The organism is Stenotrophomonas sp. 05L414_2 (assembly GCF_056397905.1).
The window spans coordinates 1-15,630 of record NZ_JBFTOJ010000096.1; the positions used below are offsets into that span (position 1 = coordinate 1).

The following is a 15,630-nucleotide window of genomic DNA, read 5'->3' on the forward strand; positions in this document are numbered from 1 at the left end:
TATCTGGTCTATTACGTGGAGCTACCTGCGCACGTTTTCATCGTGCGTATCTGGAATGCCTCGCGGGGCATGGAGGCACTGTTCGAAGACGAGGAGCTCAACCCCGATATTGGTTCGTCGCATCCAGGATACTGATCCATGACCTTTCTCCCGCAACTCCGTATTCCCGCTACCTACATGCGCGGTGGTACCAGCAAGGGCGTGTTCTTCCGCCTGCAGGACCTGCCCGAGGCCGCACAGGTGCCGGGTGCCGCACGCGATGCGCTGCTGATGCGCGTGATCGGCTCGCCCGACCCGTATGGCAAGCAGACCGACGGCATGGGTGGGGCCACCTCCAGCACCAGCAAGTGCGTGATCATCTCCACCGCCTCGGTGCCGGATCACGACGTGGATTACCTGTATGGCCAGGTATCGATCGATACCGCATTCGTGGACTGGAGCGGCAACTGCGGCAACCTCAGCACCGCCGTTGGTCCGTTCGCGATCGCCAACGGCCTGATCGATCCGGCCCGCGTGCCGCGCGATGGCCTGTGCACCGTGCGCATCTGGCAGGCCAACATCGGCAAGACCATCATTGCCCATGTGCCGATGCGCGATGGGCAGGTGCAGGAGATCGGCGATTTCGAGCTGGATGGCGTGACCTTCCCGGCTGCCGAGATCCAGCTGGAATTCCTCGATCMGTCCGACGATGGTGACGCCGGTGCGATGTTCCCCACCGGCAACCTGGTCGATACGCTGGACGTGCCGGGCGTGGGTAGTTTCGAGGTGACGATGATCACCGCCGGCATCCCGACCATCTTCCTCAACGCCGCCGACCTCGGTTACACCGGCACCGAACTGCAGCCGGCGATCAATGAAGACAAAGCGGCGCTGGAGCGTTTCGAGAAGATCCGTGCCTACGGCGCACTGCGCATGGGCCTGATCCAGAAACTGGAAGACGCGGCGACCCGCCAGCACACGCCGAAAGTGGCCTTCGTCGCCCCTGCGCAGGACTACGTTTCGTCCAGCGGCAAGGCGATCCCGGCCGCGGACATCGATCTGCATGCCCGCGCGCTGTCGATGGGCAAGCTGCACCACGCGATGATGGGCACCGCTGCAGTAGCGATCGGTACCGCCGCGGCGATCCCCGGCACGCTGGTCAATCGTGCTGCTGGCGGCGGCGAGCGCGAGGCTGTGACCTTCGGGCATCCGTCGGGCACGTTGCGCGTGGGTGCGCAGGCCGCACTCGTTGACGGCCAGTGGACGGTGTCCAAGGCCATCATGAGCCGCAGCGCCCGCGTGCTGATGGAAGGCAAGGTGCGCGTGCCGGCCGGGTGATGGCCTGGTAGTCGCCAACCTTGGTTGGCATGGCGCCGGCTATGCGCGGGTGGCGCTGCACCTGCTCTGGTAGGTGCCAACCTTGGTCGGCATGGAAGCGGCATCGCGCGGGTAAGGCCCAGCGCCAACCAAGGTTGGCGACTACCGGGTTTGTCGCAGCGTGCAACCCCACGAGGAGACCGAACAATGTCCGACAGCCACACCCCATCCAACGCCCGTGCAGCCTGGGATGCGCTGCTGGTGGACATCGTCGACTACGTGCGTGACACGCGCATTGACTCGCCGCTGGCGTTCCAGACCGCGCATCACTGCCTGCTCGACACGTTGGGCTGCGGGTTGGAGGCGCTGTCCTTCCCCGCCTGCAGCAAGCTGCTGGGCCCGCTGGTGCCGGGTATCAGCGTGGCCAACGGCGCGCGCGTCCCCGGCACCAACTTCGTGCTCGATCCGGTGCAGGCGGCTTTCAACATCGGCGCGATGGTGCGCTGGCTGGATTTCAACGACACCTGGCTGGCCGCAGAGTGGGGCCACCCCTCGGACAACCTCGGTGGCATCCTCGCCGTGGCCGACTGGCTTGGCCGCAACGCGGCGGCGTTGCGACGCCCGCCGCCGACCGTGCACGACGTGCTGCTGGCGATGATCAAGGCGCACGAGATCCAGGGCGTGCTGGCGTTACGCAACTCTTTCAACCGGGTCGGCCTGGATCACGTGCTGCTGGTCAAGGTGGCCACCACCGCCGTCGTCGCACAGATGCTGGGTCTGGACCGCGAGCGCATGCTCAATGCGGTGTCGCTGGCCTGGGTGGATGGACAGGCGCTGCGCACCTACCGGCATGCGCCCAACACCGGTTCGCGCAAAAGCTGGGCGGCCGGTGATGCGACCAGCCGTGGCGTACGCCTGGCGCTGATGGCCGCCACCGGCGAGATGGGCTACCCCAGCGTGCTCAGTGCACCGACCTGGGGCTTCGAAGCGGTATCGATGCATGGCCAGGCGCTGACCCTCGGCCGCCCCTTCGGCAGCTACGTGATGGAGAACGTGCTGTTCAAGATCAGYTWCCCGGCCGAATTCCACGGGCAGACSGCSGTGGAGGCGGCGATCATCCTGCACCAGCAGCTGCGCGCGCAGGGGCGAACGGCCGAGGACATCGAACACATCGCGATCCGTACCCAGGAAGCCTGCATCCGCATCATCGACAAGCAGGGGCCGCTGCACAACCCGGCCGACCGCGATCACTGCGTGCAGTACATGGTGGCCATCGCGCTGCTGCATGGGCGGCTGGTGGCCGAGGATTACGAGGACGACATGGCGGCCGATCCGCGCATCGACACGCTGCGCGCGAAGATGACCTGCCATGAAGACCCGCAGCTCAGCGCCGACTACCTGGACCCGGACAAGCGCAGCATCGCCAACGGGCTGACGGTGCGCTTCAACGACGGCAGCGCGCTGCCGGAGGTGCTGGTGGAGTACCCGCTGGGCCACGCACGCCGGCGCGCAGAGGGTATCCCGCTGCTGATGGACAAGTTCCGTCGGCACCTGGCGCACCGCTTCCCCACCGCCCAGCAGCAGCGCATCCTGGCCGCCTCGCTGGACCCGGTGGCGCTGGCGGCGATGCCGGTGACCGACTACGTGGACCTGTACCTGCCGGGGTAGGGGGCACTTTGGTAGGTGCCAACCTTGGTTGGCACGGACCCAACGCCAACCGGGGGTAGCGGCTACCGCGCCGGGCATGGCCCGGCGCTACCGTTCCGATGCATTCCTGCCGAATCCGCGTCAACGCCTTGACGCGACGCGCCTATAATGGCCACCTCGATCAAGGAGTGACGACATGAGCGGTCCGGCACGGCGGATGCGGTGGGGATGGACGGCAGCATTGCTGGCAGGAGGGCTGTTGCTGGGTCTGGCCGGTTGCCGCAACGACAGCGGGCAGCTGCCAAAGGCCAGCGGCGAAGCCATCGCCACCAAGGCCGAGCAGGTGAAGGAGTTCACCCTGCTGCGTGCCTACCCGGACCAGAAGAGTGAAGGCCTGTCGCTGGCGCTGGAGTTCTCGCGCCCGCTGGTCGGCACCCAGGACTTCGACAAGCTGGTGCGCTTCGAAGAGAAGGTCGGCAACGATGACAGCAGCTGGACCCTGTCCGATGACGGCCTGACCCTGCGCTATCCCTTCGTCGAAGCCGGCAAGGAATTCAGCCTGGTGGTCTCGCCGGACCTGCTGGCCGCCGATGGCAGCCGCCTGGGCAAGGAACTGAAGCAGAAGGTCTTCAGCGGCGAGCTGAAGCCGGTGGCCGGTTTCGCCTCGCAGGGCAGCGTGCTGCCGGCCAAGGACAGCCGCGGCCTGCCGGTGGTGTCGGTGAACGTGCCGGAGGTCGATGTCGAGTTCCTGCGCGTGCGCGAAAAGGATCTGCCGACCTTCTTCAGCCAGTACCAGCGCGGTGGTCGCCGCGGCAGCTGGGAACTGAGCAGCGACTACGAGCGCAGCCCGATCAACAAGCTGGCCGAACCGGTCYACGTCAACCGCTTCATCCTGGGCGGCAAGCAGAACGAGCGGGTGCTGACCTACCTGCCGACCCAGGACATCAAGGAACTGCAGGAGCCGGGGCTGTATTTCGCCCTGCTCAAGCGCACCGGTGACTACGAGGGCGAGTTCGATACCGCGTTCTTCTCGGTCAGCGACATCGGCCTGCACACCCGCGCGTACAAGGACAAGCTGTTCGTCCATACCGCCGCGCTGAAGGACGGTGCATCGCTGAAGGGCATCGACCTGCGCGTGCTCGATGCCAAGGGCGAAGTGGTGCTGAAGGGCAGTACCGACAGCAACGGCAATGCGCTGTTGAACTACACCCTGGATGCCACCCACGTGCTGGTGGCCAGCAGCGGCAAGGACACCAGTTTCCTGCCCTTCAACCAGCCGGCGCTGGACCTGAGCGAGTTCGCCGTGGCCGGCCGTGACAACGCCTGGTTCGATGTCTATGCCTGGTCGGGCCGCGACCTGTACCGCCCGGGTGAGACGGTGCGCCTGTCGGCGCTGCTGCGCGACAACGACGGCAAGCCGATCAAGAGCCAGCCGGTGTTCCTGCGCCTGAAGCAGCCCGATGGCAAGACCTTCCGCGAAACCCGCGTGCAGCCGGGCGAACAGGGCTACATCAACTTCGAGCAGACCATTCCCGCCGAGGCGCCGACCGGGCGCTGGCAGGTGGAGTTCCGCACCGACCCGGCCAGCAAGGAAGCGATCCAGGGCATGACCCTGCGCATCGAAGAGTTCCTGCCCGAGCGCATGAAGCTGGACCTGGACAGCGCGCAGAAGACGCTGAAGCCGGGGGAAGACCTGCGCCTGCAGGCCAACGGCGCCTATCTGTACGGTGCCCCGGCCGACGGCAACCGCTTCACCGCGCGCATGGCGGTGGCCGCCGAGCAGAAGCCGGTGGAGGGCCTGCCGGGCTACTTCTTCGGCGACCCGACCCTGCAGCTGCCGCGCGAAGCCAAGGATGTCATCGACACCACGCTGCCGGCCAATGGCCAGCTGCGCGAAGACGTGTCGTTGCCGGAAGAGGCGACCAAGGCGAAGGCGCCGATCGCGGTGGTGCTGTCCGGCAGCCTGTATGAAACCGGTGGCCGCACGGTCACCCGCACCCTGAAGCGGGTGGTATGGCCGGCCGCCGCACTGGTCGGCGTGCGCCCGTTGTTCAATCCGGACGACGGCGCTGATTCCAACGGCAACGCGCGGTTTGAACTGATGCGCGTGGATGCGGCCGGCAAGCCGCAGCCGGCCAAGGGCCTGAAGATCACCCTGGTGCGCGAGCTGCGCGACTACCACTGGACCTTCAACGACAACCGCTGGGACTACGATTTCACCCGCCGCTTCGAAAACAAGGAAACCCGTACCGTCGATGCCGGCGGCAGCGCGGTGGCCTTCGACTTCCCGGTGGAGTGGGGCGAGTACCGGGTGGACGTGTTCGATCCGTCCACCGGCCTGACCAGCCGTTATCCGTTCCGCGCCGGCTGGAGYTGGGGCGATGACAACCGTGGCCTCGATGCCCGCCCGGACAAGGTCAAGCTGGGCCTGGACAAGACCGGCTACAAGGCCGGCGATACCCTGGAAGTGACGGTGACCCCCCCGCACGCCGGCAAGGGCGTGCTGATGGTCGAGACCGACCGCATGCTGTACGTGCAGGATATCGACGCCAAGCCCGGTGCCACCTACAAGATCCCGGTCACCGCAGACTGGGAGCGCCACGACGTCTACATCACCGCGCTGGTGTTCCGCGGTGGCAGTGCGCCGAGCAAGATCACCCCGGCCCGCGCGGTGGGCGTGGTGCACGTGCCGATGGACCGCAAGGGCCGCACCGTGGCCGTCGGCCTGGCCGCGCCCAAGCAGATGCGACCGGAGCAGGACCTGCCAGTGACGGTCAGCGCACCGCAGCTGGCCGGCAAGGTCGCGCACGTCACTGTGTCGGCCGTGGACGTGGGCATTCTCAACATCACCCGCTTCCCGGTGCCCGATGCCGGCGCGCACTTCTTCGCCCAGCGCCGCCTCGGCATCGATGCCTATGACATCTACAGCCGGGTGATCGAGAGCTTCGACGGCGGCAGCGGCAAGCTGAAGTTCGGCGGCGACATGGCGCTGCAGGCGTTGCCGCAGGCCAAGCGGCCGACCGCGCGCGTGCAGACCGTGGACCTGTTCTCCGGCCCGGTGCAGCTCGATGCCAAGGGCATTGCCCGCATCCGCCTGAAAGTGCCGGATTTCAATGGCACCCTGCGGGTGTCGGCGCTGGTCTACAGCGATGACCAGTACGGCAAGCGCGATGTGGAAACCGTGGTGCGCGCACCGATCCTGGCCGAGGCCAGCATGCCGCGCGTGCTCGCCCCGGGCGACCGCAGCACGGTGACGCTGGACGTGCAGAACTTCACCGGCAAGCCCGGTCAGTTCAACGTGCGCGTGGACAGCGAAGGCCCGCTCAGCCTGGGCGAAGGCACGCGCAGCGTGCAGCTCAATGCCGATGCCAAGACCACGTTGAGCTTCCCGTTGTCGGCGCGCGAGGGCCACAGCGTGGCCAAGGTGCGCGTGCGTGTGGATGGCAACGGCTTCAAGGCCGACCGCCGCTACGATCTGCCGGTACGCGCGGCGTGGCCGCAGGTACTGCGCTCGCAGGTGCGGACGCTCGATCCGCTGGCGGCGGTGAGCCTGGATGGCAGCCTGATGGACGGGCTGATGTCCGAATCGGTCAATGCCCGCCTGCTGGTCAGCCCGCTGCCGCCGATCCCGTTCGCCAGCGCGCTGCAGGGCGCGCTGAACTACCCGTACGGCTGTGCCGAACAGACCACCAGCAAGGGCTACGCCGCGCTGATCCTGGACCAGGCCACGTCGTCCATGCTCGGCGCTGACGGGCTGGACGCGAAGACCCGTCGCGAGCGCATGGAAGGTGCGTTCGGTCGCCTGGCGTCGATGCAGGTGGCCAACGGCAACTTCTCGATGTGGGGTGACGACGGCTACGTGAACCCGTGGCTGACCCCGTACATCGCCGAGTTCCTGCTCGATGCCAAGGACGGTGGCTTCGCGGTGCCGGACAACGTGCTGCAGAAGGCGCTGAACCGCCTGAGCGAAGACCTGCTGTCCGGTGGCAACCAGTTCTACGGCCAGGAAAAACGCGAAAGCCTGAAGTTCGCCAACCAGGCGTACTCGGGTTACGTGCTGGCCCGCGTCAACCGCGCGCCGCTGGGTACCCTGCGCACGCTGTACGACAACGAACGCAGCAAGGCCGTGGGTGGTCTGTCGCTGGTGCACCTGGGCGTGGCGCTGTCGCTGCAGGGCGATACCAAGCGCGGCCAGGCGGCCCTTGCGGCGGGCTTTGCCAAGTCCAGCAGCGAGCGCCCGTCGTACTTCGGCGACTACGGCAGCGCCGTTCGTGATGATGCGCTGATGATCGCGCTGACCCACGAAAACAAGCTGGCCAAGCCGGCATGGGATGCACGCGCGGTYGATCTYGGCCGYGSSCTGGATGCSCGCCGCAACAGTGGCTGGATGTGGCTGAGCACSCAGGARCAGGTGGCCATCGCCCGTCTCGGCAAGGCGCTGGCCGCCAACCAGAAGGCGCTGGTGGCCGGTGAGCTGGTGATCGGTGGCAACAGCGAGGCCATCGGCGAGCGCAAGCTGTTTGGCCGCAACTTCGATGCAGCGCAGCTGGCCGCGGGCGTGCGCTTCACCCCGCAGGGACAGCCGCCGATGTTCGCCAGCATCGATGTGGCCGGCATTCCGCGCAGTGCGCCGGCGCCGGACAACAGCGTGATCGGCGTGGAGCGAAGCTACTTCGGCACCGATGGCAAGCCGTGGTCGCCGCGTCCGCTGAAGGAAGGTGAAGCGCTGATCGTGCGGGTCACCATCACCGCCGACAGCGAGATGCCCGATGCGCTGCTGACCGACCTGCTGCCGGCAGGCCTGGAGATCGAGAACCTCAACCTGGGCGATGCCAAGCAGTGGGCCGATGTGGTGGTCGATGGCATCACCATCAGCGACCGCAGCGAAGCGGCCGATACCAAGCACGAAGAGTTCCGCGATGACCGCTACGTGGCGGCGCTGAAGCTCTCGCGTGGCAGCAAGGCCAACGTGTTCTACCTGGTGCGTGCGGTCACTCCRGGTACCTACACGGTGCCGCCGTCGCTGGTGGAGGACATGTACCGGCCGCAGCTGCGTGGCGTCGGCCGCAGCAACCCGACCACGTTGACGGTGGTACAGCCGTGACCGTGCGGACGGGCCGCGACGGCGCGGCCCGTCCCACTGGATGCCGTGGATGAAGGTGGGATTGCTGAAATCGCGGCTGCCGCGCCTGCGGCAGCGGCTGCAACCGCTGTGGCCGTGGCTGCGCTGGGGCACGGCGGCGTTGCTGGCGCTGCTGCTGATACTGGATTTCGCCTTCCCGCCGCCGTTGCCCCGGCAACGCGACACCAGCACGCTGGTGGTCGCCGCTGACGGCAGCCCGATGCGGGCGTTCGCCGATGCCGAGGGCGTGTGGCGCTATCCGGCGTCGGTCGACAGCGTGTCGCCGCTGTACCTGCAGGCACTGCTGACCTACGAGGATCGCTGGTTCTGGCGGCACCCGGGCATCAATCCGCTGGCGATCCTGCGTGCCGGTGGGCAGCTGCTGCGGGGTGGCCGAATCGTCTCCGGAGGCTCGACCCTGACCATGCAGGTGGCGCGCATTCTCGATCCGCATACGCGCACGCCCTGGGGCAAGCTGAAGCAGATGCTGCGTGCGGTGCAGCTTGAGGTGCACCTGTCCAAGCGCGAGATCCTCGCGTTGTATCTGGAGCGCGCGCCCTACGGTGGCACCATCGAAGGCGTGGAGGCGGCCAGCTGGGCCTACCTGGGTAAGCCGGCCGCGCAACTTTCGCATGCCGAGGCCGCGTTGCTGGCGGTGCTGCCACAGGCACCCAGCCGTTTGCGCCCGGATCGTCATCCCGAAGCCGCGCAGAAGGCTCGCGACAAGGTGCTGGCGCGCATGGCCGAGCTCGGCGCATGGACGCCGGAGGAAGTGGAAGATGCGCGCATCGAGAACGTGGTCGCACGCTCGCTGCGTCCACCGCTGCATGCGGCACTGCTGGCCCAGCGCCTGCACTCGGCGCATCCGGGGCAGGCGCGGATCCAGAGCAGCATCGACATCGGCCTGCAGCGCACCCTTGAAGAGCGCGTGGCCAGCTATTTCTCCACGCTGCCCGAGCGCACGTCAGCCGCACTGCTGGTGGTCGACAACCAGACCCTGCAGGCGCGTGCGTATGTCGGCACGCTGTCTTTCGGTGATCGGCAACGGCTGGGCCACGTGGACATGGTGCAGGCCTGGCGCTCGCCGGGCTCCACGCTGAAGCCGTTCCTGTATGCGATGGCACTCGATGATGGCCTGATCCATTCCGAGAGCCTGCTGGTGGATGCGCCGCAGAGCTTCGGCAGCTATCGGCCGGGCAACTTCGACATGGCCTTCAACGGCCCGGTCAGTGCTGCCAGTGCGCTGCGCCTGTCGCTGAACGTGCCGTCGGTCGATCTGCTGCAACGGGTAGGTGCGGCACGCTTCGCCGCGCGCCTGTCGCACGCCGGCATCCAGTTGCGCTTCCCGCCGGGCAGTTCGCCCAATCTGTCGCTGATCCTCGGCGGCACCGGCGCGCGGCTGGAAGACCTGGTCGGTGCGTTCGCTGCGCTCAACCGCAACGGCATTGCCGGCCGCGTGCGCTACACCGATGACGAACCGATGATCGAGCGGCGGCTGGCTTCGCCCGGTGCCAGCTGGATCGTGCGCGAGATGCTGGAATCGAATCCGCGCCCGGGATACGGCGTTGGCACGTTCGACGTTGGCGGGCGGCCGCGCGTGGCCTGGAAGACCGGAACCAGCTATGGCTACCGCGATGCGTGGGCGATCGGCAGTACCCGCCACTACACCGTGGGCGTGTGGGTGGGGCGCCCCGATGGCACGCCGTTGCCGGGGCAGTACGGCGCGGTCACCGCCTTGCCGTTGATGTTCGAGGTGGTCGACAGCCTGCCGCGCCAACGCGGCGATGCGGCGGCCGCGCCGATGCCGGCCAGCGTGACCCAGGCAGACATCTGCTGGCCAACCGGGGAACTGGCCGAAGGGTTGCCAGCGGCACTCTGCCAGCGACGCCTGTCGGCCTATCTGCTGGACGGTGCGGCACCGCCGACGTTCCCCGAACGCGAGGCACGGCGATGGCAGCCTGGCCGCCAACGCTACCTGGCTGACGCGCGCACCGGACTGCGCGTATCGGCTGATTGCAGCGCGCCGCATGAGGAAGTCGCGCGGGAAATCGCGCGATGGCCGGCGCTGTTGTCACCCTGGCTGCCCAAGGCCACCCGCGATGCCTCACAGCTTCCCGCGCTGTCGCCGGACTGTCGCGATGATGGCCGCGAGGCCAGTGTGGCCCTGCATATCGATGGCCTCAACGAAGGCGCGACGCTGGCGCGTGCACCCAATGCCGAACACGGCGTACGCCTGCAGATGCGCGCATTGGGTAGCGAACAGGCCGTGGACTGGCTGCTGGATGGTCGATGGATCGCGCAGACGCGCGGTGCGCAGCTGATGCAGCGCGAGTTCGCCGATCCGGGGGCGCATACGTTGACCGCGCTGGCTGCTGACGGCGCTTGGACGCAGGTACGGTTCAACGTGCTGCGGTAGCGCCGGGCCATGCCGGGCGGATGTCACGTGATCGGGCACCAACCCGCCGGGCATGGCCCGGCGCTACCGGTCCGCCAAGACCCGGTAGGTGCCAACCTTGGTTGGCACACGCAGACGCTGCCCACCAAGGTGGGCGACTACCAGGGCGTTCGCCGGGCATGGCCCGGCGCTACCGGTCCACCATGACCCGGTAGTCCACCAGGACCCGGTAGGTGCCAACCTTGGTTGGCACGCGCAGACGCCGCCCACCAAGGTGGGCAACTACCAGGGCGTTCGCTGGCATGGCCCGGCGCTACCGATCCATCATGACCCGGTAGGTGCCAACCTTGGTTGGCACGCGCGGAATCCGCCCACCAAGGTGGGCGACTACCAAGGCGTTCGCCCGGGCATGGCCTGGCGCTACTCCCCGATCCAGCCATCCAGCAGGTCGGCGAACTCATCGGCGTGCTCCTCCTCCTGCGCCAGGATCTCCTCCAGGATGCGCTTGGTGGTGGTATCGCTGTCGCCGATGAAGTTGATCATCTCGCGGTAGCTGTCGATGGCGATGCGCTCGGCCACCAGATTCTCGCGGACCATGTCGCGCAGGTCGCTGCCTTCCTTGTATTCGGCGTGCGAGCGTGCGGTCAGCGTGTCCGGATTGAGGTCAGGCGCGCCGCCGAGCTGGACGATGCGCTCGGCCAGCTTGCCGGCGTGCGCCTGCTCCTGTTGTGCGTGCTCGAGGAACTCGCCCTTGACCGCATCGGCCAGCATGCCCTTGGCCATGAAGTAGTGCCGGTAGTAGCGCAGCACGCATACATATTCGGTGGCCAGCGCGTCGTTGAGCAGCTTGATCACCACCTTGCGGTCGGCGCTGTAGCTGTCGGTGATCGCTCCGTCCTCGATGTTCTTCCGTGCCCGCTCGCGCAGGGTCTGGCGATCGCTGATGCCAGCGACCTTGGCGGAAGGGGAGGTGTTGCTGGCTTTGGCTGGCTTGTTGGACATGGCTGGCCGGTTTCCTCTGCAGTCAGGGTTTCAGGTGGGCAGGTGATCCAGTACGTAGTCGGCTGACGACACCTCGAACTGGCCGGGCTCCTCGATCCARGCCGCGCGYACCGTGCCGTCCACCACGTACAGGGCAAAGCGACGCGAACGCGTGCCCATGCCGGATGAACTTGCATCCAGCTCCAGGCCAAGTGCACGGGTCAGTTCGGCATTGCCGTCGGACAACATCAGCAGACCGTCGGGTACGTGCTGGTCGGTGGCCCAGGCTTTCATCACGAACGGGTCGTTGACCGCCACGCAGTAGACATCGATGCCGCGATGGCGGAACGCCTCGAACTTTTCCACGTACCCGGGCAGGTGGCGGGCCGAGCAGGTGGGGGTGAACGCACCGGGCACGGCGAACAGCACCACCTTGCGCCCGTCGAACAGGGCGTGGGTATCGAGGGTCTCGATGCCTTCGCGGATGCGCTTGAGAGTGACTTCCGGAATACGGTCGCCGACATGGATGGTCATGGGAACTCCTTGCTGGGTGAGGGTAGGGGCCAGGAGGGGACGGACGCGTCAAGACATTGGAAAACCCATGTATACACCCCATCTCCGTCGTCCGCGGCGGRCTGTCAGCCACAGCATGGGGCCGGGCGATGGCAGGCGCATTGCGCTGGATCAGTCGGCCTCACCGTTGCCGCACGACCGGCGGCGTAGCATCGCCGGCGCGTAGAATGAACCCGGGGCGGCGCCCACCGGCGCGGCCGAAGCGAATCGAGGTAGCTGGATGGAATTCAAGGATTATTACGCCACCCTGGGGGTGGAACCGAGCGCGGGCGAGGCGGAAATCAAGACCGCCTATCGCCGGCTGGCACGCAAGTACCACCCGGACGTCAGCAAGGAGGCCGGGGCCGAGGACAAGTTCAAGGCCATCAACGAGGCCTACGAGGCGTTGCGCGATCCCGAGAAGCGCAACGCCTATGACCAGTTGCGTGCGCAGGGCTATCGTCCGGGCGAGGAATTCAACGTGCCGCCGAACTACGGCGGTGGCGGTTTCAATTTCGAGGAAGTGTTCGGCGGCGGTGGCCCCAACGGTGGTTTCAGCGACTTCTTCGAGAGCCTGTTCGCGCGCCAGCGCGGCGGCCAGGGTGCAGGCCCGGGCCCGGGCCCGGGCCCGGGCTTCAGCAGCCATGGCCATGCGCCCAACCGCGATACCCGGGCCAAGCTGTCGGTACCGCTGGAGGCGGCCTACAGCGGCGACAGCCTGCGCATCACCGTCAACGGCAAGCAGCTGGACGTGCGCGTGCCCAAGGGCATCCGTCCCGGGCAGGTGATCCGCCTGGCCGGGCAGGGCAATCACGGCGGCAACCTGCTGCTGGAAGTGGAGTACGCCGCGCATCCGCAGTTCGAGGTCGACGGCCGCAACATCCTGTACACGCTGCCGGTCACCCCGTGGCAGGCCGCGTTGGGCACCAGCATCAGCGTGCCGACCCTGGGCGGCGCGGTGGAACTGAAGATTCCGGCCGATTCCGACGCCGGTCGCAAGCTGCGGCTGCGTGGGCGCGGCCTGCCGGGCAGCCCGGAGGGCGACCAGATCGTCGAGCTGGAGATTGTCGCCCCGGCGGCGACGGACGACGCGCAGAAGAAGGCCTATCGGAATCTGGCCAAGGCGTTTGGCGAAACGATCTGAAATTCGCTTCGGTGGGTGCGGACCTCGGTCCGCACGCCTTGCGGTAGTGCCGGCCGCTGGCCGGCAGAGGCGTGCCAACCAAGGTTGGCATCTACCAGAGCAGAGGCGTGCCAACCAAGGTTGGCATCTACCGGAGCGGTGGGTCAGCCTTGACCGGCGAACACCCGCTCCAGCACTTCGGACAGTTCGTCTTCCGAGAACGGCTTGGTGATGTAGGCCTTGGCGCCCTGGCGCATGCCCCACATGCGGTCGGTGTCCTGGTCCTTGGTGGTCACCAGGATCACCGGAATATGCCGGGTCGCCTCATCGCGGGCGAGCGTGCGGGTCGCCTGGAAGCCATTGAGGTTGGGCATCACCACGTCCATCAGCACCAGGTCGGGCAGCTCGGCCTTGGCGGTCTCCACTCCGGCCGCACCATCGGTGGCGGTCAGGATCTGGTGCCCGAGCTTCTCGACGATGCGCTGTATCCCCAACAGCTGCGACGGTGAGTCGTCGACGATCAGAATGCGTGCCATGTTGTTCCCCATGTGATGCCGGAAGTGTAGTGCCGGCATCCTGTTGGCGGGAGGGCGACAGCTGCCGTCCGTCGCCTGCCTGCGACGTTCAGTCGATCCGCACCACCGTGCGGCCAAGCGAGCCGCCCGCCAGCATGCGATCGAACACCGCAGGCAGACCGTCCAGACCGACTTCGGCGGTGCAGATGCGGTCCAGGTGCTGCGGTTTCCACGCGTCACCCAAGCGTGCCCACACTTCTTCGCGCAGCGCGCGCGGGGCATTGGCCGACGAAACGCCGAGCAGCGAGACACCGCGCAGGATGAAGGGCATTACGGTCATGTCCAGCGTCGGGCTGGCGGCCAGTCCCGCACTGACCACGCTGCCGTAAGGCACGGTCTGGGCCAGCAGACTGGCCAGCATCGGCCCGCCGGCGTTGTCCAGGCCACCGCCGAAACGTGCCGACTGCAGCGGACCGGTGTCGGCAAGGGCATCACGCGGCAGCACCTCGGCAGCACCGATACCGCGCAGGAAGTCGCTCTGTTCCGGTTTGCCGCTGATCGCGTGCACGGCATAGCCGGCGCGGCTGAAGATGTCCACGGCCAGAGCACCGACCCCACCGCTGGCGCCGGTAACCGCCAGTGGCCCAAGCTCGGGCGTCTGCCGGTTGTCCTGCAGGCGCAGCAGCGCCAGCGCGGCGGTGAAGCCGGCGGTGCCCAGCACCATCGCCTCGCGTGGGCTCAAGCCCGCCGGCTGGGCGATGACCGCGCTCGATTCCAGTCGCACATACTGGCTGTAGCCGCCATCACGGGTTTCGCTGAGGCCACAGCCGGTGGCCAGTACCGCATCGCCCTCGCGCCAGGCCGGATCGGTGGAGGCGACCACCGTGCCGGCCACGTCGATCCCGCCCACCAGCGGGAAGCGGCGCAGGATGCGGCCTTTGCCGGTGCCGGCCAGGGCATCCTTGTAGTTGACCGAGGACCAGTGGGCGCGGATCAGCACCTGGCCGGGGTTGAGGTCGTCCAGACGCAGCGGGACCAGGCCGCTGCGGTAGCCGGCGTCGTCTTTTTCGATGCGGAAGGCGGTGAACGGGGTGGTGGGGGCCATCGGCGTTGCCTGACTTCGAGGAAAACGCCACCTTACCCGCTCCGGCCCCTTTCAATCCTGCCGGTCCGCCCCATCTTGTATGATCGGTAGTGGTTAACGGCTGGCGTTGCGGGAAGGGCCCGCGTCGCAGCCCACATCTTGATGGAGCGTGCATGGCCTGGAATACACCCGGCGGCAACAAGGGCGGACAAGGCCCCGAGGACAATCGACGCGGGCCGTTCGGGTCGCGCGGCGGTGGCAATGGTGGCGGCTGGGGCGGATTGCCCGGACCGCTGAAGGATCTGTTCGACGGCGGCATCCTGCGTTGGGTGGTGGCGRCAGTGGTCCTGCTGGTGCTGTTCTCCAGCTTCCAGCTGATCGGCGAACAGCAGCGTGGCGTGGTGCTGCGCTTCGGCCAGTTCTCGCGCGTCCTGACCCCTGGCCCGAACTTCAAGTTGCCCTGGCCGATCGAATCGGTCACCAAGGTCAACGCCACCGAGATCAAGACCTTCTCGATCCAGGTGCCGGTGCTGACCCGCGATGAGAACATCGTCAATGTCTCGTTGAACGTCCAGTACCGCATCGATGACCCGCAGCAGTACCTGTTCGGCACCGTTGATGCCAACCAGGTGCTGGAACAGTCGGCGCAGAGCGCGGTGCGCGAGGAAGTCGGTCGCGCCGACCTCAACGCCGTATTGAACAACCGTGGCCCGCTGGCCGTGGCCGCCGAAGAGCGCCTGCAGACATTGCTGCGTGCTTTCAAGACCGGTCTGACCGTGACCGGCCTGACCCTGCAGGACGCCCGTCCGCCGGAGGAGGTCAAGCCGGCCTTCGACGAGGTCAACGGTGCCCAGCAGGTCAAGGAGCGCCTGATCAACGAAGCCCAGGCCTATGCGGCCAAGGTCGTGCCTGAAG

Annotated in this window: 10 protein-coding genes; 6 read left to right on the plus strand and 4 right to left on the minus strand. The window is 67.3% G+C overall.

Annotated elements, in window-relative coordinates:
* Positions 1-138: 138 nt before the first annotated feature.
* The 4 genes from prpF to pbpC all read left to right on the plus strand — a co-directional run bounded on the left by prpF (position 139) and on the right by pbpC (position 10,481).
* The gene (gene prpF / locus AC1DJN_RS13920; RefSeq protein ID WP_478039335.1) at positions 139-1,317 is read left to right on the plus strand and encodes a 2-methylaconitate cis-trans isomerase PrpF; all 1,179 of its coding nucleotides are present in this window, start codon (positions 139-141) and stop codon (positions 1,315-1,317) included.
* A 186-nt stretch (positions 1,318-1,503) separates the two neighbouring features.
* Positions 1,504-2,964 carry a bifunctional 2-methylcitrate dehydratase/aconitate hydratase gene (locus AC1DJN_RS13925; RefSeq protein ID WP_478026316.1) on the plus strand — a complete coding sequence of 487 codons (1,461 nt, stop codon included), beginning with the start codon at positions 1,504-1,506 and terminating at the stop codon, positions 2,962-2,964.
* A gap of 175 nt (positions 2,965-3,139) precedes the next feature.
* Positions 3,140-8,047 carry an alpha-2-macroglobulin family protein gene (locus AC1DJN_RS13930; protein WP_478039336.1) on the plus strand — a complete coding sequence of 1,636 codons (4,908 nt, stop codon included), beginning with the start codon at positions 3,140-3,142 and terminating at the stop codon, positions 8,045-8,047.
* A gap of 49 nt (positions 8,048-8,096) precedes the next feature.
* Entirely contained in the window at positions 8,097-10,481 is a 2,385-nt protein-coding gene (gene pbpC / locus AC1DJN_RS13935) for a penicillin-binding protein 1C (RefSeq protein WP_442251747.1), read from the plus strand.
* A 399-nt stretch (positions 10,482-10,880) separates the two neighbouring features.
* Here the strand turns inward: pbpC and AC1DJN_RS13940 are convergent, their stop codons facing one another.
* Entirely contained in the window at positions 10,881-11,462 is a 582-nt protein-coding gene (locus AC1DJN_RS13940; RefSeq protein ID WP_282280069.1) for a ferritin-like domain-containing protein, read from the minus strand.
* A gap of 30 nt (positions 11,463-11,492) precedes the next feature.
* Positions 11,493-11,975, minus strand: a complete 483-nt coding sequence (locus tag AC1DJN_RS13945) for a peroxiredoxin (RefSeq protein ID WP_025877032.1) — start codon at positions 11,973-11,975, stop codon at positions 11,493-11,495.
* 259 nt (positions 11,976-12,234) lie between these two features.
* Between AC1DJN_RS13945 and AC1DJN_RS13950 the strand changes: the two genes are divergently transcribed.
* Positions 12,235-13,137: a DnaJ C-terminal domain-containing protein gene (locus AC1DJN_RS13950; RefSeq protein WP_442251901.1), complete on the plus strand. Its 903-nt coding sequence runs from the start codon at positions 12,235-12,237 to the stop codon at positions 13,135-13,137.
* A 143-nt stretch (positions 13,138-13,280) separates the two neighbouring features.
* Here the strand turns inward: AC1DJN_RS13950 and pilH are convergent, their stop codons facing one another.
* Positions 13,281-13,652 (minus strand): twitching motility response regulator PilH, encoded by a 372-nt coding sequence (gene pilH, locus AC1DJN_RS13955; RefSeq protein WP_005410644.1) that lies wholly within the window; start codon positions 13,650-13,652, stop codon positions 13,281-13,283.
* Between the two features lie 88 nt (positions 13,653-13,740).
* Entirely contained in the window at positions 13,741-14,736 is a 996-nt protein-coding gene (locus AC1DJN_RS13960) for a YhdH/YhfP family quinone oxidoreductase (protein ID WP_032976611.1), read from the minus strand.
* 152 nt (positions 14,737-14,888) lie between these two features.
* Here AC1DJN_RS13960 and hflK point away from each other — a divergent pair.
* A partial coding sequence (gene hflK, locus AC1DJN_RS13965) for an FtsH protease activity modulator HflK (protein WP_478039337.1) occupies positions 14,889-15,630 on the plus strand: 742 nt, incomplete at its 3' end.